Consider the following 19,073-nt stretch of genomic DNA (forward strand, 5'->3'; position numbering starts at 1 on the left):
AAGAGGTTCGTAATGGACGAAAAGTTACAAAAAGTATTAGCCAGAGCTGGTCAAGGTTCACGTCGTGAAATGGAAACTCGTATCCGTGAAGGTCGAGTTACAGTAAATGGCGAAGTGGCAACATTAGGTGACCGTGTTAGCTTGACCGACGCAATTACAATAGATGGTTATTCTATTATTGCGACAGAAGCGGGTGAAAATCGTCGAGTGATTATTTATAACAAGCCGGAAGGTGAGGTTTGTACTCGCAAAGACCCAGAAGGACGACCAACTGTATTTGATAAACTGCCTAAACTACGCGGTGAGCGTTGGATAGCGGTAGGCCGTTTGGATATCAACACATCTGGGCTATTACTTTTTACTACGGATGGTGAGTTAGCAAATCGATTAATGCACCCATCAACAGAAATTGATCGTGAGTACCTTGTCCGCGTAATGGGAGAAGTGACTGAAGAAAATACAGCAGCCTTGAAAAAAGGTGTGATGATGGATGATGGCTTAGCTAAATTCACCGACATTGTTGACGGTGGTGGTGAAGGTATCAACCGTTGGTTTTATGTCTGTTTAATGGAAGGCCGTAACCGAGAAGTTCGTCGTTTATGGGAATCTCAAGGTGTAAAAGTTAACCGTTTGAAGCGTGTACGGTTTGGACCAATCTTTTTACCTTCAAAGGCAAAAGTGGGCCGTTGGGTTGAAATGGAAGACTCTGAAGTAAGTTCATTGTGTTCTATGGTGGATCTTAAAGTAGCGGAATTGAAACCAAAAACTCAGCAGCAAAAACTTGAACTTAAGCGTCACAAAAATAAAGCCACAGCGGGCGGCGCACGTCGTTCCAATAAGGGCTTTGACTGGCAGAGTAGTGACAAACCTGAGTTTAAGCCTAAAAAACCAGGTAAAAGATCATTTCGTTAACATAAAAAACGGTTAGGAGTCGTAGAAGCATGGTTCGCTGGATATTTGCATTAATTGTTGTTTTGGTTGTAGGGCTTTGTATTTATATCGTCTTGAGTAATCGATTGCCTGAAGGGCTTGGTGTTACAGATGGTCTATTGAAATCTTGTCCTACATCACCCAATTGCGTATCTACTCAAGCACAACCAGATGATACGACTCATTACGTTGAGCCTATTGTTTACAATGGCGAACGAAAGGCCACACAACTTAAAATAGAGTCTCTTATGCTAACCAATGGTGATGCTCGAATTGTGAACAGCGAACTTGGCTATGTTCATTTTGAAGTGAAGAGTAAATTGATCGGCTATATAGATGATGTCGAATTTTATTTACCTGAAGTAGACAGCGTTGTGCACTTTCGTTCAGCTTCTCGTGTTGGACACTCTGACCTTGGAGTAAATAGAGAAAGGTTTAATCAAATTAAAAGCCTTCTTGTAGAGTAACTTTTAAGCATACTAATTATTAACCCGAAACAATAACAACTGAACGAGGATTGTTCATGAGCGTAAATGACAAGCAAACAATTTTGATTGTTGAAGACGATGAGCGTTTAGCCTTGCTCACTCAAGAATATTTGCAGAAGAATGGTTTCAATGTAGATATCGAGTCGGATGGGCGTAAAGCTATTTCTCGTATAGTTGCAGAGCAGCCGTCTATTGTGATTCTTGATCTTATGTTACCTGGTGCTGATGGCTTTACCGTGTGTCGTAGTGTTCGCAGTGAATACAAAGGACCTATTTTAATGCTAACGGCTCGTAGTGATGATGTGGATCAGATTTTAGGCCTAGAAATAGGCGCTGACGATTATGTCTCCAAGCCAGCTAAACCTCGTGTATTACTTGCTAGAGTTCAGTCTCTGTTACGTCGTAGTACGCAAGATGTTGACCCATCAATTGATTCTTCTAAGAAAGAACAGAATTTGACTTTTGGGCCATTGAAGATAGATAACTCTCGTCGTGAAGCTTGGTTACTTGACGAAGAAGTTGAATTGACGAGTGCCGAGTTTGATTTGTTATGGTTATTGTCGAGCAATGCTGGACGTATTTTGAGTCGAGAAGAAATTTTTGGTGAACTACGCGGTATTGAATACGATGGGCAAGACCGTTCGGTCGACGTAAGAGTGTCACGTATTCGCTCTAAAATAGGGGATGATCCAATCCATCCTCGTCGAATTAAAACGATCCGAAGTAAAGGTTATTTATTTGTAAAAGAAGTATAGAGAAACAATGAGAGCAGAGATGTGGCGGTTGTATCGACACCTTATTATTGGTGGTGTCATCATTGTAGCGTGTTGCTACGCCGTCATGGAAGTGGCCAAAGTTAGGTTTGGTATATCGCATACCGAGCAATTGCTTTGTGTCGACGCTGAAATTAGTTCTGCTATTTTGCTTTCTGGTATAGGCCAAGAACTTCCCGAGTCTGAGTTTAATTGGACTCTCCATTCCAAAGAACCTTTACCCGTCTCTCTTGTTGCCCCTCTAATTGGGCAAAAGAGCTGGCTTAAATCTCCAGAAGATGGTTATCGCTTAACATTAGGCCCGACAGATAAACCTTTATTAACGGGTGTCGTAGATAAACAAAAGCGATTGTTCCAATTTGACCCTTTATTAGGGCGTTTATTGTTAACCGATAAGATCGACTATCAAGATAAGCTCTCCTTACTTGAAAGTATGTCATGCCTTTCCATTGATCATGTTTCCTCTAATGTGTCGAAACCTTTAACTGGTATTGCTTTAGTTCATGGGGCTTACAATCAATATGGCTTCTTATGGAAAGATAAAAACAGTGATGATGTGATTCATTTATCTGTTATCCAGAAAGCTGGTATGCCCTTGTCTCTAGTCGTTGTCGCTATTGTTAGTTTTGGCATCATTGTCATGCTTTTGCTTATTTGGCGAGAGCTTGTTTCCCTTGATTTCAAACGCCAAACTTTTGAAAGTATCACCCGCCAAATTGCACGGGGCCGAAGTGGTGGGCTCTCTCAAGACATTCCTGACAGCAGTGGTACATTAAAAGAACTAGCGTTTTCTTTTGATTCTATGTCTTCTCATATTGAGCGCTTATTAAAGGTTCAACGAGAAATGACAAATGCTATTTCTCATGAGTTGCGAACACCGATTGCGCGTTTACGCTTTGGTCTTGAGGTTATGAAGGATGAAGTGGATGATGCCGTTGCACCAACGATTGAAGCCTTAGAGGGTGATGTTGAAGAGCTGAATACACTGGTTGATGAAGTCTTAACCTATGGCAAGCTTGAAAGTGGATCTATGGAGCTTAACTTTAGTGAGCTGTCGATTTATGAATTAGTTGATAGTATTTTACAACATAACCACTTATTGCTTCAGCACCTGACCGTAGACGTGAATATTAGCAAAACCAGTATTGTTTTAGCGGATGAGCATCATTTAAGTCGAGCATTACAAAACCTTATTTTAAATGCATCAAAGTATGCGACAAGTAATATTACTATTACATTTTCTCATGATGCGGATCGTTGGCAACTAGATGTGGAGGATGATGGGCCAGGTATTGCGTTTGAAGACAGAGATAAGGTCTTTATCCCGTTTCAGCGCTTAGATAACAGTCGGACACGTGCGTCAGGTGGTTATGGCTTAGGTTTGGCCATAGTTCAACGTATTGCCTTCTGGCATGGTGGAGCGGTTCTGATTGATGCTAGTGAGTCTGGTGGGGCTAAGTTTAGTTTAATCTGGTCTCGTAGCCAGCATCAGAAAACTTTATCCTGATGCTGTTGGTAACCGTGTTTTAGAACGGAGTATTTATCGTTTAAAGTTCAGGTGCCAAAATTCCCTTTAGGTTTTTAAAGCATGTCTTTGAGGCTGTAGATATAAGGTCTTCCATATAAGCATTGTTGCGCTGATCGGTACGGATCGCCAAATACAATTTACACCAAATCCCTTCTTCTCCTAATGATTTGGTAATCACATATTGACGGTTTGTATACTCCGTCAGTGCCCAATTGGGTAAACAGCATACACCGCGACCACTGGCAACTAGCTGCATCATCATCAGTGTTAATTCGCTGTGGCGTATCTTGGCTGGTGATACATCAGCAGGATTTAAGAAGTGTTTAAAGATATCTAAGCGCTCAGTTTCAACCGGATAAGTGATTAGTGTTTCTTTTCTAAAATCATCTGGCGTTAAAAACTCTTTTTTAGCCAAATGATGATGTCGAGATAAAGCCACTTGAGATTCGTATTGAAACAAGGGAATGTATTCAATGTTCGGGATATCTTGTGGATCAGAGGTAACTACAAGATCTAAGTCCCCACGGGCTAATGCTGGTAAAGGCATAAAACCAAAAGCAGTAGACAGGTCTAATTCAACATCTGGCCAGTGTTCACGGAAATGGTCAATGGTTGGCATTAACCATTCATAACAGCTATGGCATTCGATGGCGATGTGTAATCGACCACTTTCGCCTTCAGCAAAACGTTGTATGTCTCTTTGTGCAGAGCGAAATGAAAGCAGAACATCATCTGCGAGTTGTAACAAGCGCAGCCCTGCGCTGGTGAAACGGACGGGTTTAGTTTTTCGAATGAAAAGAAGGCATCCTAGCTTTTCTTCAAGGTCTTTCAACTGATGAGAAAGTGCTGATTGAGTTAAATGAACTCGCTCGGCAGCTTCTACCAAGCTGCCTGTTTCTCTTAGTGCTGATAGCGTTTTTAAATGCCTAACTTCAATAATGCTCATGATGATTCACTGTTGATGAGTTTTTTTCAATGTTTAAGGTATAAAAAAGGCCCGTGAAGAGCAACCTAAACGGGCTTCGAGAACGAGTTCTCACCTTTTTTTGAATATTTGCTAGTTACAAAGTAAAAATTCGAGTAATGCTTTTTGAGCATGTAAGCGATTTTCTGCTTCATCCCATACTACTGAATCTATACGGTCAATAACATCTGCAGAAACTTCTTCACCGCGATGGGCAGGTAAGCAGTGCATAAACAAAGCATCTTGGTGTGCTTTTGACATTACATCTGAATTAACTTGGAAACCTTCGAAGTCTTTTAAGCGTTGTTCTTGCTCGTCTTCTTGTCCCATTGAGGCAAAGACATCAGTAACAATGAGATCTGCATTTTCCGCAGCTTTATGAGCATCGTGTAAAACTGTGACTCGATCTTTATGTTCAGCGACGAGCTCAGCATTTGGTTCATAACCGATAGGGCATGCTACGACAAGTTGGAAGTCGAGCAGTGCAGCTGCATTGATGTAGGAATTACACATGTTGTTGCCATCACCAACCCAAACGACTTTCTTACCTTCAATGGAACCTCGATGTTCTTGATAAGTTTGCATGTCGGCTAATAGCTGGCAAGGATGATAATCGTCTGTTAGTGCATTGATAACGGGCACAGATGAATATTTGGCAAAAGTTTCAACGGTTTCATGGTCAAAGGTTCGGATCATGACAGCATCAACCATACTCGAAATAACTCGAGCGCTGTCTTCTACTGGTTCGCCACGTCCGAGTTGAGTGTCGCGAGAAGAAAGAAATAATGCGTGGCCGCCAAATTGCGCCATACCTGCTTCAAAAGAGACTCGAGTTCGAGTTGATGACTTTTCAAAAATCATCGCTAAAACACGGCCTTTTAGCGGTTGAAATAGAGTGCCTTCATGATGGATTTTCTTAAGCTCAGAAGCTCGTACTAATAACTGTTTTAACTCATCGGAGGATAAATCCTTCAGAGTAAGAAAATGTCTAGGCGACACGCTAAGGCTCCTTAATTATCTTTTGAAAAGGGAATCGACCAATTTAATACACTCAGGCAAGTGAGTAAAGGCCAATTATCAAGAGAAAGTACAAAGGAAAGCATCTTTATGGGGTTGTAAATGCACCCACAGACCCAATAAACTGAGACAACTTTCTAATGAATTTAACGACTGTCCATTTTGTGGTGATTTTTATCACATATTCTATCACTGTATGTTGTAGTGAGGAGTAACAAGCAGTCGACGCAGTTTTAAAAAATGAGGTTTTTATCATGAGCAATACAATTGACACAATTAAAGAGCAAATTAGCAGCAACGATATTTTGCTATATATGAAAGGTAATCCTCGTGCGCCTCAGTGTGGTTTTTCATCTCAGGCTGTTCAAGCACTTATGGCTTGTGGCGAGCGTTTTGCTTTCGTTAATATCTTAGATAATCCAGATATTCGAGCAGAGCTACCAAAATTTGCTAACTGGCCTACGTTTCCTCAGCTTTGGGTTAAAGGCGAGTTAGTTGGCGGTTGCGATATTATTGTTGAAATGGCTGGAAATGGTGAATTACAAACTTTGATTAAAGAAGCCGTTGGTTCATCTGAAGAATAAGTTACATCGTTCGATTCAATACTTGTTAATTTATCATTAAGTATTAAATTTTAATAAAAAGGAGATTCTAAAAATGTCTATTTTAGTTGGTAAAAAAGCACCTGATTTCACAGTTCCAGCAGTATTGGCTGATGGTCAAATAGTGGATTCTTTCAGCTTGTCTGAAACCATTAAAGGTAAGTACGCAATCGTGTTTTTCTATCCTTTAGATTTCACTTTTGTATGTCCTTCTGAAATTATCGCTATGTCTCACCGCATGGATAAATTCCGTGAAATGGGTGTAGAGGTTATTGGTGTTTCTATCGATTCACATTTTACTCATAACGCTTGGCGTAACACGCCAGTAGAACAAGGTGGTATCGGCGCAGTAGAGTACACTTTGGCTGCTGATATGGATCATGCGATCGCGAAAGCGTACGGCATTGAATCTGAAGGTGGTGATTCTTACTACCCAGCTGGTGTTGCAATGCGTGCGTCTTTTGTCATTGACCAAAAAGGTATCGTTCGTTCACAAGTTGTAAACGATGAGCCAATTGGCCGTAACATGGATGAATTGGTTCGTATCGTTGATGCGCTTCAGTTCTTTGAAGAAAATGGTCAAGTTTGCCCAGCAGGCTGGAACAAAGGCGATAAGGGTATGGATACTTCACCAGAAGGTGTTGCGTCTTACCTAGCGGAAAGTGCTAAATCTCTATAACTTTCTAGTCGTTAATAAAAGTGCCCATTACTGAAAAGTGATGGGCATTTTTTATACTTCGTAAAGCTCTAGGGGTAAGTCATCAGGATCGGTGAAGAAGGTAAATCGTTTCCCTGTTAATTCATCAACTCTGATGGCTTCTGTTATTACGCCATGTTGATTTAGATGTTTTATGCAAGCTTCTAAGTTTTGTGTCGCAAAAGCTAGGTGTCTTAAGCCTTGAGCTTCTGGACGGGATGGCCTTGCGGGTGGTGAAGGAAAGGAAAATAATTCAATCTGCTGTGTTTTATTAATAGCCAGATCTAGCTTATAAGACTGGCGGGTTTCTCGGTAAGTCTCTCTAATAATTTGGAAACCAAGAAGCTCACTGTAAAAGTGCTTCGAAACAGGGTAATTAGAGCAGATGATTGCGGTGTGATGAATATGAGAAACGGAAAACATGGCTCTACTTCTAATTAATTAGTTGTCTGTGTATGGTTTATTTGGTCTGTGCTTGCAGTTCGTTCGCCACATCAATGACCTGCCGTCTAAACCAAATATGACTCGCATCATGATGGAGTAGTGGACTCCAAATCATTTTTAGCTCGATCTCTGGAATATCAAACGGAGGATCTAAAATAACAAGATCAGGATTTTTCTTGTTTATCATGGCTACTTTTTTCGGCAAGGTGGCAATCAAATCTTGCTCAAGTGCTAAATGCATCGCTGTATGATAGCTTCGAGTGAAGACTCGAATACTGCGTTTGTGATCCAGAGCTTGTAGGGCCTCATCTACCCAACCTAATTTTTGAACATCAGTTGGGTCCATACCAACACCGATACCAAAGCCGGTTTTACTCACCCAAATATGTTGAGCTTTTAGATAGGCCTCAATATCAAAGTGATCTTTGACAGGGTTTTTTGAACTCATCATGCAGACAAAAGTGTCAAACCAAACGCTTTTTTGATGAAAAGACTGAGGTAATTCTTCAAAGCGATTGATCGCCATATCTATCTTGCCAGCTTCAACATCGTGGAACGTAACATCGCTTGGTGTCATGATATCCAGTGTAATACCTGGTGCTTGTTCCCGTAAGCGATTAAGTAGGCGAGGAATAACTGTGGATGTAGCGTAATCGCTTGCCATGATGCGAAACACGCGGGTGCTGGTAGTTTCGTTAAAATCAGATTCTGGCTGTAGTGCCTCTTCCAGCTCAAGCAATACTTTACGCACAATGGGTTGTAAGCGAAGCGCTTTCTCGGTTGGCTTCATACCTTCACTGGTTCTAACTAGCAAAGGGTCATTTAATAAGTCTCTCAATCTTTTTAAACCATTGCTCATGGCGGGTTGAGTGATATTAAGCTTATTTGCTGAACGGGTTACGTTGCATTCTCTAAGGAGTACATCAAGGTAAATAAGAAGATTTAGATCAATTTTGTTTATATTCATAGTTTTTATGAGTTTCACATAATTTATATTCGTTACGAAATAATTGTAGATATCTTCCTACAAAGTACAACCACAAGAAAACACCCCTATTGTAAGTTAGCAGGTTGTTTTTGTGGTTAAGTCTCTTTAGAGGGCATTATTGGTGCAGCACGGCACAGTTCGATAAAGCGTTCAGCATTTTGCGTTAATGCAGTGTTTTTCGGTGTGACAATTAATAAATTTCGGTTTAATTCGAGCGGTGTTTTATAAAGACGAATTAATCCTGAATTAAGTTCTTGGGAAATCGCCATTCGAGACAAACAGCCCAATCCCATTTGATGGATAACGGCTTGTTTTACTGCTTCCATATGGGCCAAAGAAAGTGCAACGTTAAGCTGAGGGATATGTGCTGCCGTTGCCTGTTCTAATATGTTTCGAGTGCCAGAACCCGCTTCGCGCATTACCCAGCTTGCCTGCTGTAAATCATCCCATGACAAATTTTCATCACGTTCTTCTTGGGCTGAGCCAAACACAACCAGTTCATCTTTTAGCCATACTTGTGTCATTAGCTCTGCATGCTGGCAATAACCTTCAATAAAGCCTACTTCGGCTTTACCGGTTAATAATTGCTGGATAACGCTTTGTGTGTTGCCTATGTCCAAATTGAAACGAATATTAGGATGTTGGCGTTTGAAAGAAGACATTTGTTTCGGAAGAAGATAGTTGCCCACACTAACGCTAGCCGCTAAATGCAAAGAGCCGCTTAGTTCGTCTTCGCTGCCCATGCTTTCTATTTGTTCAATTTGACTGAGGACTGCACGAGCTTGGGGCAAAAGATGTCGTGCTTGAGGGGTGATTTGTAAACGTTTACCGTGTCGACGAAAAAGAGGGCGTCCAAGCAGGGCTTCCAGCTCTCTTAATGCTTGGCTTGCGGCTGGTTGGCTAATGGAAACCATTTCGGCTGCAGCAGTAACGGAGCCCGTATGAACAACGGCTTCAAATATTTGTAGTTGTCTAAGTGTTATTCTCATTCGAGTATTGTAGCTCTGTTTTTGTTTTAATGAATAGCGTTAATGTATTTTGAAATAGAAATGAACCATAGATATGTAAAAAAGATCTTAAGAGATGGCTTTCTAAAGTGTTATGGTACGAAATATGCTTTGTTTTTTACTTATAGGCTCAATATTGAGTTTTATATGAGTGATGCGTTTCCACAAGAAACGTAGGTTACAAATTTCTGTTATTAACCAAAAGTTAATACAGCTCTTGTTAAGGATCTTGTTATGAATACTACCCATCGTTGGCTCTCTATTGTAGAGGGTTGTTTACTTGTGGCATTAGGGTTACATATCTTGAATTCTGCTGGACTACTCATTAGTGGAACCGCAGGTGTTGGTATGATTCTCCTCAGAGTTACAGACTTGTCCTTCGGACAGCTGTTTTTCATATTAAATATTCCTTTTTATATATTGGCTTGGTACACACTAGGTCGAGATTTCACCTTCCGTACTTTTTTTAGTATCAGTTTACTATCGGCATTGTCTGAACTGATGAATCATTATGTCTCCTTGTCTATCAATCCTATTTTAGCCGCTACGTTAGGTGGTTTGTTGGTTGGCTTTGGACTGATCATCTTGTTTCGTCATAACTCATCTTTGGGAGGCGTGAATATTCTGGCGGTTTACCTAGAACGCCGATTTGATATCCATGCAGGCAAAACCACCTTGATTGCGGATATCTGTGTATTAATTGCTGCCCTCGTTTTCCTTGACCTGAGTAGTTTGATGTATTCACTGGTTGCCTTCTTATTCTTAAGCTCTGTCGTTGGGCGTTACCATCGTCCACCGAAATGGGCACAAATACCTGTTATAGAAATAAAGCGCTAGCTGTCGTGTTTATGGATATGGGGTTTATTCAACATCACCTGAAGGTTTCGCGTTTGACATGAAAATAGCCCGAGGATAAGGTCTAGCAAGACAAAACACAGAGAAAACGCCTACAATAGGGGCGTTTTAATTGTCGTTTTTTAGATCTTGTTTTCAGACTTTAACCATTGCACAGGTAATTTCATGACTAGTCTCGCCTATAGTAACTTTCCTTTTACTGCAGTAGCTGGGCAAGAGCCACTTAAACTGGCGCTGATTCTATGCGCGATTAACCCACAAATTGGAGGTGTGTTGATTAGTGGACCTCGCGGTTCAGCTAAATCTACCCTGGCTCGTGGGTTGTCTGGTGTCATGCCTGCATTGTTAAATGATGAAGAGCTAGCTCCTTTCGCTACATTGCCACTTGGTACCAGTGAAGACCGTCTACTCGGTGCTTTGGATCTTGAGCAAGTCCTGCAAGACAAGCAAGTCGCTTTTAAGCCCGGTCTGTTAAGTAGAGCCAATGGCGGTGTTTTGTATGTTGATGAAGTGAATTTACTTGCTGATCATCTTGTGGATCAGCTTCTGGACGTTGCAGCTAGTGGGGTAAATCGCGTTGAACGAGACGGCATCAGTCATGAACATCAAGCTCGTTTTCTACTGATTGGCACCATGAACCCTGATGAAGGGGAATTGCGCCCACAACTGCAAGATCGTTTCGGCTTGATGGTCGAACTTAGCAATCAATACAGTCTTGAGGAGCGAGTGCAAATTGTGCGACTTCGAGACGAATTCGATCAAGATCCACAATTCTTCTGTGAAGCTTTTAAATACAAACAACGAAATTTAAAGAATAGCATTCGTTTGGCTCGCAACGCGTTGAGTGAAATAAGCTGCCCAGATGCATTACGAATGGAAGTGGCAACACGTTGTCATACTGCAAACATTGATGGTGTACGTGGCGATATCGTTTGGATTCGTTCCGCTATTGCACATGCCGCATGGCGCGGTGCTAAACAGGTGACAATAGACGATATTAAATCGGTTGAAGAGCTTGTATTGGCTCACCGCCGACAAACCAAAATACAACCAGCTTCACCGCCAACGCCACCTTCTCGCCGACCAGAACAATCTCGTCCTGAAAGTAACCAGCAAAATCAACAAAGAGATAATCAAGAAGTTGATAGTAAAGAGATGACCGAACCAGAAAAAAGTGAAGGTGATTGGGGAAGTATGTCACCACAACCCCAAAAAACGTCGGCTCCTATTCATGTCGCCTTACAAAATGAAAAAAACGGCTGCAATGACGAATCGTTTGAGTGAGATAGCGCCGGGAAAGCATAAAGGTAAGCAGCATGGTGGTTATCGTCCTGATACTACTCAATCAGGAAGCGGTATTGATTGGTTTCGTAGTATTATCAACCAACCGCAAGAATGGCCGCCGAAAAGCTTAACTCACAAAGCCGTTAAAACAGGCCAAGCAATACTGCATTTAATCCTGTTAGACACGTCTGCCTCTACACTAAACCAAGGAGTGTTTGCCAAAGCCAAAGGTGTAATTTTAGACATTGCCAATAGAGCTTATATTGCCCGTGAGCAGATTGCGATTCTAGGTTTTGGCCAAGATGGCGTTTCTTCGATTTTACCAAGAGTACGAGCGCCAAAAGAGATTTCAGAATTACTGGATAATCTCGGTGCGGGTGGCGGGACACCGTTTCGTATTGCGATTGAAAATGCCTGTGACTATTTGGCACAACAGCATAAAGGCAATACTGGCTTGCACAGCCAAACTTACATATTGACGGACGGACGGACACAAGCCGACGTTTCAGACCTTGAATTATTGGGTCACACAGTATTAATCGACATTGAAAATACACCGATTAAACGTGGTCGAGGTCAAGATATTGCTCAACATTTGGGCGCACATTATATGCCATTAAATTCGCTTCTAGAGACTGCTTTATGACTGCTAGTAACTATAACCTTGTCGATGGTAGCCCTGTTAGCTGTCCTGCTTTATTTCTGACAGCACCTGCTTCAAATCAAGGTAAAACCACCATAACTGCGGCCTTAGCTCGTTATTTTACTCAGCAGGGTAAAGTGGTTCGAGTTTTCAAAACTGGGCCGGATTATCTTGATCCACAAATTCTTGCTCAAGCTTCTAAACAACCTGTTGAACAACTTGATATCTGGATGGCGGGAGAAGATTACTGCCAAGACAAACTCTATCAAGCGGCAAACGAGGCGGATTTGATTTTAGTTGAAGGGGCAATGGGCATGTTTGACGGTGATCCTTCTAGTGCTGATTTAGCCGCACGTTTTGGTATTCCGATGGCAATTGTTATGGACGTAAAAGGCATGGCACAAACCGCTGCGGCTTTAGCAACAGGATTGGCGAACTTTCGTGATGATGTTCAAGTGGCAGGTCTTATTGCGAACCGGTGTGGCAGTGAACGTCATGCTGAATTGATTCGAGACGCCTTACCAGAAAGTTTACCTTTATTGGCAACGCTAAAACGTGATGAAGCCATCACGCTTCCTGAGCGTCATTTGGGTTTGGTGCAAGCGGCTGAAGTGAAAGACGAGCTAGAAACCCGTTTTGATGCCGCCGTTGAATGGTTAAAAGAAACCCGTGATACGGGTTTGTTGGAGCTGCCTAAAGCGGTTGTTTTTTCTCCGGTTAAAAAAGATGCAGAGAGTAAAGCAGACATTACGACAGAAATAGAACAAAGCCTGTCAGGCAAAACGATCGCAGTAGCAAAAGACGCAGCGTTTAGTTTTATTTACGATGCAAATATTATTGCTCTGAAAAGTATAGGGGCAAAAATCGTTTTTTTCTCGCCACTAAACGACCATTCACTACCTGAAGCGGATGCACTTTGGTTGCCGGGTGGTTATCCAGAATTACACGCGAAAGCTTTGTCTGAAAATGTATCCATGCGCCAAGCTATTCAAGAGTTTTACCAAACAGGGAAAAGCATTTTGGCAGAATGTGGTGGCATGCTTTATAGCTTAGGAGATTTGACTGACTTGAATGATGATTGTTATCCCATGTTAGGGATTTTAGAAGGTCAGGGTGCTATGCGTGGTAAACGCGGTTGCCAAGGGATGCAAACTGCGGTCCTTCCCCAAGGGGAGATTCGTGGTCACGCTCATCATAGATCACGTAGTGCGAACACACCAGAACCTGTTGGTCACGGTCGTCGTCAGCGACACCCAGCTCCTGGCGAAGCGATTTACCAACAAAAAGGTTTAACAGCGAGCTATTTGCATCTGTTTTTTCCATCTAACCTAGAAGCTACGGCTAAGCTTTTTTCTGGTGAGAATTTATAGCCATGTGGCCTGAAAGTGCTGAATCACCTGCACCATTAAGGTCAGGATTAACCACCGGAACTTGCGCAACAGCCTGTTGCGTGGCGGCGGCTCAAGCACTTTTTGCTCAACAACAAGATGCGACTGTTAGTGTCACGCTACCGAAAGGTAAGGTCGTGGATTTACCCATTATTGATTATCAGCTCATTGATCGCGGTATGAAAACAGCCACTATTAAAGACGCGGGAGATGATCCAGATGCGACCCATGGGGCTAGGTTATTTGTTGAGCTTCGTTTATCTCCAAAACAGGGAATACGATTCCATGCCGCAGAAGGCGTGGGCACAGTCACTCGTACAGGCTTATTGTTAGATGTTGGCGAACCTGCTATCAATCCTGTTCCACGAAAAATGATGACGGAGCATTTAGAAGGTTTTGCTCATATTTACCAATACCAAGGCGGTTTTGACGTTTCGGTTGGCGTCATCAATGGGGAACAAATTGCGCAAAAAACCATGAACCCACGCTTAGGTATTCTAGGTGGTTTGTCTATTTTGGGCACCACCGGCATTGTTCGCCCCTTTTCTTGTGCAGCGTACATTGCGTCGATTCACCAAGGTATTGATGTGGCGCGTGCTAATGGTATTACTCACATTGCCGCGACCACAGGCAACAGCAGTGAAGAAGCGATAAAAAATCATTACCAACTGGATGATATGGCCTTGATTGAAATGGGTGATTTCGTTGGTGCAGTGCTAAAACACGTCAAGAAAGTCGAGCAGCAGACTGAAAAACAACTGAAAAAATTAAGTATTTGTGGCGGCTTTGGGAAAATCAGTAAGCTGGCGCAACAACACATGGATTTAAACAGCCGAGTTTCCAGTATTGATCTCAATGCATTAGCGCAACTTGCTGCTAGCCTTGGTGCGAGCGAAACATTGCAAGAGGCCATGTGTAACGCTAACACCAGTGTCGAAGCATTATCCTTTGCTCAGAAAGAAGACCTGGAACTAGCGGATGCAGTTTGTCAGCAAGCACTAGAATTCGTCAGAAAATACATACCTGATCATATCGAGTTAGAAGTCTGGGCAATTGATCGTAAAGGTTTTTTCGTGGGCAAAGCGTTTGATGTGACGGAGTCAAAAGCGTGAAAATACTATTGCTCGGTGGCACTGCCGACGCTCGACGTTTAGCCGATTCGCTTCATCAAGCTGGAACCTTCCAAAGTAAAATGAGAGTGGTTTACAGTTTGGCTGGCTTGGTTCGAGTGCCAAAAATAGACTGCGAATTGGTGGTTGGTGGCTTTACTCAATTTGGTGGTTTGACTGCGTATTTACGTGAGAACAGTATCGTAGCGATTCTCGATGTCACCCATCCTTATGCGCAAACTATGAGCACAAAAGCCGTCAATGCGGCAAAGGAAGTCGGCATTCCTTGCTGGCGTTTTCACCGTCCCGCTTGGCAAGTGCAACAAGGCGATATTTGGTCTGAATATCACTCAGATTCAGACTTACTAACGCAACTTGATGGTTATCGAGTGCCATTATTAAGTGCAGGTCAGATGAGTGAAGACTTACTTGAAAAAATCATCCAGTTGCCGAGCGTTGAACGTGTCGTATGGCGAACCGCGGTGGCTCCGAAATTTTCTATGTCAGATGGCATTGAATGGATAAAAGCCATTGGTCCTTTTGCCCTAGAAGACGAACGTCAGTTATTACTAGATCAACAAATAGACATTATCGTCAGCAAGAACAGCGGTGGTTCAGCAACCTATTCCAAACTGGAAGCGGCACGAGCATTGTCGATTCCCGCATTGCTGCACAGCCGACCCATTCTGCCAAAAGCAGACAGAGAATTCAGTGACACACAAGATTGCTTACAAGCCTGTTTAGCAGCGTGGGGCAGTACTCATTCTAAGAATCAACCTTTAGATCAACAACAAATTGATCAACAACCAAAAGACAGCCAACAGTGACTTCTTCAGATAAATATCAATACGAAAACAATCCACAAGCCATCGAACACGACAGCTTTCGTCAAATTCGTCAGCTTACTGACTTGTCGAGTTTGAGCCAAGATCAGCAGCAGGTCACTATGCGTGTCGTTCACAGCCTAGGTTTGCCTGATGTGGCAGAGCAAGTTCGATTCAGTGCCAGTGCGACGCAATCGGGTCGAGACGCATTAGCAAATCAATGCGCTATTTTATGCGACGTGGAAATGGTGAAACAGGGGGTTACCAAACGCATGATAGAGCGTGAGCCTTTGTGTTTTCTAAATGATCCACGTACAGCCGAGCTTGCAAAAAGCAAAGGTGAAACTCGATCCATGGCCGCGCTAAGTCTATGGCAAGAAGATCTGGCTGGCAGTGTGGTATTGATTGGCAATGCGCCAACGGCTTTGTTTCGCTTATTGGAAATGATAGAACAGGGTGCGCCGAAACCGGCTTTGATTATCGGCATGCCAGTGGGTTTTGTTGGTGCAGCGGAATCAAAAGACGCCCTTTGGCAAGTTCACGAAAAACTCGGCATCGAATGTATTACTTTACTGGGTAGAATGGGCGGCAGCGCGGTGACATCTGCTAGCTGTAATGCCTTATTGCGTTGTAATCTGGGCGAGTACTATTGAGTATGAAAGTGATTGCCATGAAAACAACGATCGTGAATGAAAATGGCTTAAAAATTCATGTCATTGGTCTTGGTGTAAACGAACAGGCGAACCTAGATGCGTCTGCTCAAGCCGCTTTAGCCAGTCTGTCTGAGAAGGATATCGTGCTGGGTTCACCTCGTCAGCAGCAAACCATTTTGACTTATGCCCATAATGGTAAGGTTTGTGATTTGCCCAAGCTAAAGCAGCTTGAAGGTGAATTTTTAACTTGGCATAAGCAAGGTGCTAAGCAAGTAGTCGTGCTCGCCTCTGGTGATCCTTTGTATTACGGCATTGGAGCGTGGTTAATACGTACCTTTTCTGCAGAGCAGCTTTGTTTTTACCCTAATGTGTCTAGTATCCAAGTGGCGTGTCATCGTCTTGGTTTGTCTTTACAAAATGTCCAAGTAGTCAGCCTTCATGGTCGTCCTTTAGTGAGCTTACGCCGTTATTTAAAAGCGAATCAGACTTTAGTTTTGCTTACGGACCAATATAGTCAGCCGCAGAATATTGCCCAAGAATGTGTGGCGGCTGGATTGAATGAAAGCGAGATTATCATTTGCGAAGCATTAGGTTACGAGCAAGAAAAAGTACGCAGTTTTACGACGGACGAATTGATAAATAACGAATTAGCTTTCGATCCGCTCAATGTCATTGTTGTAAGAACTCACCAGCAATCGAGTTTTTACCCGACAGCACCGGGTATTCCAGATGCTTCCTTTGTGACAGACAAAGGCGACGGAAAAGGCATGATCACTAAGCGAGAAGTTCGCTTGGCGATTTTGTCTTATATGAACATAGACGATGGTGACACGGTTTGGGACATCGGCGCAGGTTGCGGTGGAGTGAGTGTGGAATTGGCTTATTGGCATCCGCGCAGTCGAATTGTCGCCATTGAGCACCATCCTGAACGTTTAGCTTGTTTAACGGCGAACCAAAAGCGTTTCGGTGTCGTGCAGAATTTGTCAATTGTCGCTGGGCGAGCACCTGATGTGCTGGTGGATTTGTTATCGCAAGGTGACGTACCAGACAAGGTCTTTATTGGCGGCAGTGATGGTGAATTAAGTGCGTTAATGACGCAAATTTGGAACCTGCTACCAGTAGGCGGCAGTTTGATGGTAAGTGCTGTCACCGAGGATACCAAATACCAAATCATACAGTTCGCACAAAGCAGAGAAGCTGAGAAGGATGCAGATGAACAAAGCTTGCAAGTGTCGATTGCCAAAGGTGAGCGTTTAGCAGGGCAACGGCTTTATCGTCCGAGTTTGCCCGTGACACTGTTCCATTTTAAAAAGCATTCAGAGAAAGATTTGATAGAGATGAATAAGGGCACCGCATAATGAGCGTGACAGAGACAAAAGCCACCCACGGCCGATTCATTGGCGTAGGCGTTGGCCCCGGTGATCCAGAATTGATTACATTAAAAGCCCTGCGCTTGATTCAGCGTGCCAGCGTGGTGAGTTACCTTGCCAATGATGAAGGAGGCTCCCAAGCAAAAAACATTGCCAGCGAAGCCTTTGCAGGTGTGACGCATACGCAAAACGAGATTGCTATTGTGATGCCTATGTCGACAGATCGTTCCCTTGCCAACCAAGCTTACGATAATGGTGCTAAAGCCATCGCCAAAGAGCTTGAAGAAGGCAAAGACGTGGTGTTTCTATGTGAAGGTGATCCATTATTCTTTGGCTCTTTTGCCTATTTATTAGAACGTCTTGAAGGTGACTTTCAGTGCCAAGTGGTTCCCGGCGTGTCATCTATTAACGCGGCATCTTCTGCCTTGAATCACCCTTTGACGGTATTAAAAGAGTCTTTCGCAGTGGTCAGTGGTCGCCATTCGGCGTTGCAAATTGATACAGCATTGGAGCAACACGACAGCGTGGTGATCATGAAAGCGGGTCGAGCGCGTCCGAGAATCCTAACTGCCTTGCGTAAAACCAACCGTATGCAAGATGCAAAATATCTAGAGTACATAGGTCGAGATAATGAACGTATCGTGCAAGATGTATCGACTTTGGAAGACAAAGCTGGCCCGTATTTTTCTCTGTTTGTGGTGACCAAAAGCGAGCGAGGCACACGGTGATACGCATTGTCGCGTTAACGCCAGCAGGAAAAAAACTGGGCGAACGATTACAAGCTGAATGGCCGAAAGGAAGCTTACATTATAAGCCTCAACCTTTTGCTGAGTTTGTACAAATGGCTTTTAAACAAGGCGATGGTTTGGTGTTCATTTGCGCCACGGGCATCGTGATGCGAACCCTAGCCCCTGTTATTCAAGACAAGTATCAAGATCCGCCTGTTTTGGTATTAGATGAAGAAGGTAAGTTCGTAATTCCGCTTTTATCTGGTCACGAAGGCGGTGCAAATGAATGGGGCGCTCAAGTAGCAGACCATCTTGGCGCGCAACTGGTTATGACCACAGCGAAACCTTATCTGAACCCCATTTACACCTTGGGAATGGGATGCGAACGAGATTGTCCGTTAGAATTTATTGAAAGCCTTATGCTCGATGCGCTTAATCAAAAGGGCCTAATGCCAAGTGACATTCAATCTTTAAACAGTATTGATATCAAAGCCGACGAAACTAACCTGATTGCATTGGCTCAAAAATATCATTGGGACTTCAATTCCTACAGCGCCCAAGAACTGGCGCCAATGGAGTCATTACTCAGCACAAAATCTGACTACATCTTCAAAATAGTGGGTGTCTACGGCGTCGCTGAATCCGCAGCTTTGCTTGCAGCACAAAATGAGACAGGTTCAGAACCTGAGCTAGTATTGAATAAAATCAAAAACTCCAAAGCGACCGTAGCGATTGCTAGAGGGTTTGTAGTGAAAGGTTGATGTGTCTTATGTAAGATACG

21 protein-coding genes are annotated in these 19,073 nt (G+C 43.1%); 16 read left to right on the forward strand and 5 right to left on the reverse strand.

Annotation, left to right across the window (positions count from 1 at the left end; genetic code table 11):
* Positions 1–12: 12 nt before the first annotated feature.
* Genes rluB through AC0L3Y_RS09400 form a run of 4 tightly spaced genes read left to right on the forward strand, consistent with a single transcriptional unit; the run spans position 13 to position 3,698 of the window.
* Positions 13–912, forward strand: coding sequence for a 23S rRNA pseudouridine(2605) synthase RluB (gene rluB, locus AC0L3Y_RS09385; RefSeq protein ID WP_473461216.1), 900 nt, complete (start codon positions 13–15; stop codon positions 910–912).
* A 29-nt stretch (positions 913–941) separates the two neighbouring features.
* Positions 942–1,397, forward strand: coding sequence for a DUF1499 domain-containing protein (locus AC0L3Y_RS09390; RefSeq protein ID WP_473461221.1), 456 nt, complete (start codon positions 942–944; stop codon positions 1,395–1,397).
* 56 nt (positions 1,398–1,453) lie between these two features.
* Positions 1,454–2,173 (forward strand): response regulator, encoded by a 720-nt coding sequence (locus AC0L3Y_RS09395; protein ID WP_473461226.1) that lies wholly within the window; start codon positions 1,454–1,456, stop codon positions 2,171–2,173.
* 7 nt (positions 2,174–2,180) lie between these two features.
* Positions 2,181–3,698 carry an ATP-binding protein gene (locus tag AC0L3Y_RS09400; protein WP_473461232.1) on the forward strand — a complete coding sequence of 506 codons (1,518 nt, stop codon included), beginning with the start codon at positions 2,181–2,183 and terminating at the stop codon, positions 3,696–3,698.
* Positions 3,699–3,738: 40 nt separating this feature from the next.
* Here the strand turns inward: AC0L3Y_RS09400 and AC0L3Y_RS09405 are convergent, their stop codons facing one another.
* Positions 3,739–4,665 carry a LysR family transcriptional regulator gene (locus tag AC0L3Y_RS09405; protein WP_473461237.1) on the reverse strand — a complete coding sequence of 309 codons (927 nt, stop codon included), beginning with the start codon at positions 4,663–4,665 and terminating at the stop codon, positions 3,739–3,741.
* A gap of 111 nt (positions 4,666–4,776) precedes the next feature.
* Positions 4,777–5,682, reverse strand: a complete 906-nt coding sequence (gene argF, locus AC0L3Y_RS09410; protein ID WP_473461245.1) for an ornithine carbamoyltransferase — start codon at positions 5,680–5,682, stop codon at positions 4,777–4,779.
* Positions 5,683–5,954: 272 nt separating this feature from the next.
* On the opposite strand from argF, the gene grxD reads away from it, so the two are divergent.
* Both grxD and AC0L3Y_RS09420 read left to right on the forward strand, forming a co-directional pair.
* The gene (gene grxD, locus AC0L3Y_RS09415; protein ID WP_473461251.1) at positions 5,955–6,284 is read left to right on the forward strand and encodes a Grx4 family monothiol glutaredoxin; all 330 of its coding nucleotides are present in this window, start codon (positions 5,955–5,957) and stop codon (positions 6,282–6,284) included.
* 73 nt (positions 6,285–6,357) lie between these two features.
* A complete protein-coding gene (locus AC0L3Y_RS09420; protein ID WP_473461255.1) occupies positions 6,358–6,981 on the forward strand; it encodes a peroxiredoxin in 624 nt (207 codons plus the stop codon).
* 51 nt (positions 6,982–7,032) lie between these two features.
* On the opposite strand, the gene gloA2 is transcribed toward AC0L3Y_RS09420, so the two are convergent.
* The 3 genes from gloA2 to AC0L3Y_RS09435 all read right to left on the reverse strand — a co-directional run bounded on the left by gloA2 (position 7,033) and on the right by AC0L3Y_RS09435 (position 9,420).
* Positions 7,033–7,422: an SMU1112c/YaeR family gloxylase I-like metalloprotein gene (gene gloA2 / locus AC0L3Y_RS09425; RefSeq protein ID WP_473461259.1), complete on the reverse strand. Its 390-nt coding sequence runs from the start codon at positions 7,420–7,422 to the stop codon at positions 7,033–7,035.
* Positions 7,423–7,459: 37 nt separating this feature from the next.
* On the reverse strand, positions 7,460–8,410 hold the full coding sequence (locus AC0L3Y_RS09430) for a LysR family transcriptional regulator (RefSeq protein WP_473461263.1): 951 nt from the start codon (positions 8,408–8,410) through the stop codon (positions 7,460–7,462).
* A 116-nt stretch (positions 8,411–8,526) separates the two neighbouring features.
* Positions 8,527–9,420, reverse strand: a complete 894-nt coding sequence (locus AC0L3Y_RS09435; RefSeq protein ID WP_473461266.1) for a LysR substrate-binding domain-containing protein — start codon at positions 9,418–9,420, stop codon at positions 8,527–8,529.
* A 252-nt stretch (positions 9,421–9,672) separates the two neighbouring features.
* On the opposite strand from AC0L3Y_RS09435, the gene AC0L3Y_RS09440 reads away from it, so the two are divergent.
* The 10 genes from AC0L3Y_RS09440 (at position 9,673) to AC0L3Y_RS09485 (ending at position 19,053) form a co-directional block, all read left to right on the forward strand.
* Entirely contained in the window at positions 9,673–10,275 is a 603-nt protein-coding gene (locus AC0L3Y_RS09440) for a YitT family protein (RefSeq protein ID WP_473461270.1), read from the forward strand.
* A gap of 183 nt (positions 10,276–10,458) precedes the next feature.
* On the forward strand, positions 10,459–11,577 hold the full coding sequence (locus AC0L3Y_RS09445) for a magnesium chelatase ATPase subunit I (protein ID WP_473461273.1): 1,119 nt from the start codon (positions 10,459–10,461) through the stop codon (positions 11,575–11,577).
* Positions 11,525–12,223, forward strand: a complete 699-nt coding sequence (locus AC0L3Y_RS09450) for a vWA domain-containing protein (RefSeq protein WP_473461278.1) — start codon at positions 11,525–11,527, stop codon at positions 12,221–12,223. Before AC0L3Y_RS09445 ends, AC0L3Y_RS09450 begins: the two co-directional genes overlap by 53 nt.
* Complete coding sequence (locus tag AC0L3Y_RS09455; RefSeq protein ID WP_473461282.1) at positions 12,220–13,590, forward strand: cobyrinate a,c-diamide synthase; 1,371 nt, start codon at positions 12,220–12,222, stop codon at positions 13,588–13,590. Before AC0L3Y_RS09450 ends, AC0L3Y_RS09455 begins: the two co-directional genes overlap by 4 nt.
* 2 nt (positions 13,591–13,592) lie before the next feature.
* Complete coding sequence (locus tag AC0L3Y_RS09460; RefSeq protein WP_473461287.1) at positions 13,593–14,720, forward strand: cobalt-precorrin-5B (C(1))-methyltransferase; 1,128 nt, start codon at positions 13,593–13,595, stop codon at positions 14,718–14,720.
* A complete protein-coding gene (locus tag AC0L3Y_RS09465) occupies positions 14,717–15,544 on the forward strand; it encodes a precorrin-6A/cobalt-precorrin-6A reductase (protein WP_473461292.1) in 828 nt (275 codons plus the stop codon). The genes AC0L3Y_RS09460 and AC0L3Y_RS09465 overlap by 4 nt, the downstream gene beginning before the upstream one ends.
* Entirely contained in the window at positions 15,541–16,194 is a 654-nt protein-coding gene (locus tag AC0L3Y_RS09470) for a precorrin-8X methylmutase (RefSeq protein WP_473461297.1), read from the forward strand. The genes AC0L3Y_RS09465 and AC0L3Y_RS09470 overlap by 4 nt, the downstream gene beginning before the upstream one ends.
* Before the next feature lie 17 nt (positions 16,195–16,211).
* Complete coding sequence (gene cbiE, locus AC0L3Y_RS09475) at positions 16,212–17,552, forward strand: precorrin-6y C5,15-methyltransferase (decarboxylating) subunit CbiE (RefSeq protein ID WP_473461302.1); 1,341 nt, start codon at positions 16,212–16,214, stop codon at positions 17,550–17,552.
* A complete protein-coding gene (cobI, locus tag AC0L3Y_RS09480; protein WP_473461307.1) occupies positions 17,552–18,292 on the forward strand; it encodes a precorrin-2 C(20)-methyltransferase in 741 nt (246 codons plus the stop codon). Before cbiE ends, cobI begins: the two co-directional genes overlap by 1 nt.
* Positions 18,289–19,053, forward strand: coding sequence for a cobalt-precorrin 5A hydrolase (locus AC0L3Y_RS09485; protein ID WP_473461310.1), 765 nt, complete (start codon positions 18,289–18,291; stop codon positions 19,051–19,053). The genes cobI and AC0L3Y_RS09485 overlap by 4 nt, the downstream gene beginning before the upstream one ends.
* The last annotated feature ends 20 nt before the right edge of the window (positions 19,054–19,073 follow it).

The organism is Marinomonas sp. GJ51-14 (assembly GCF_055808695.1).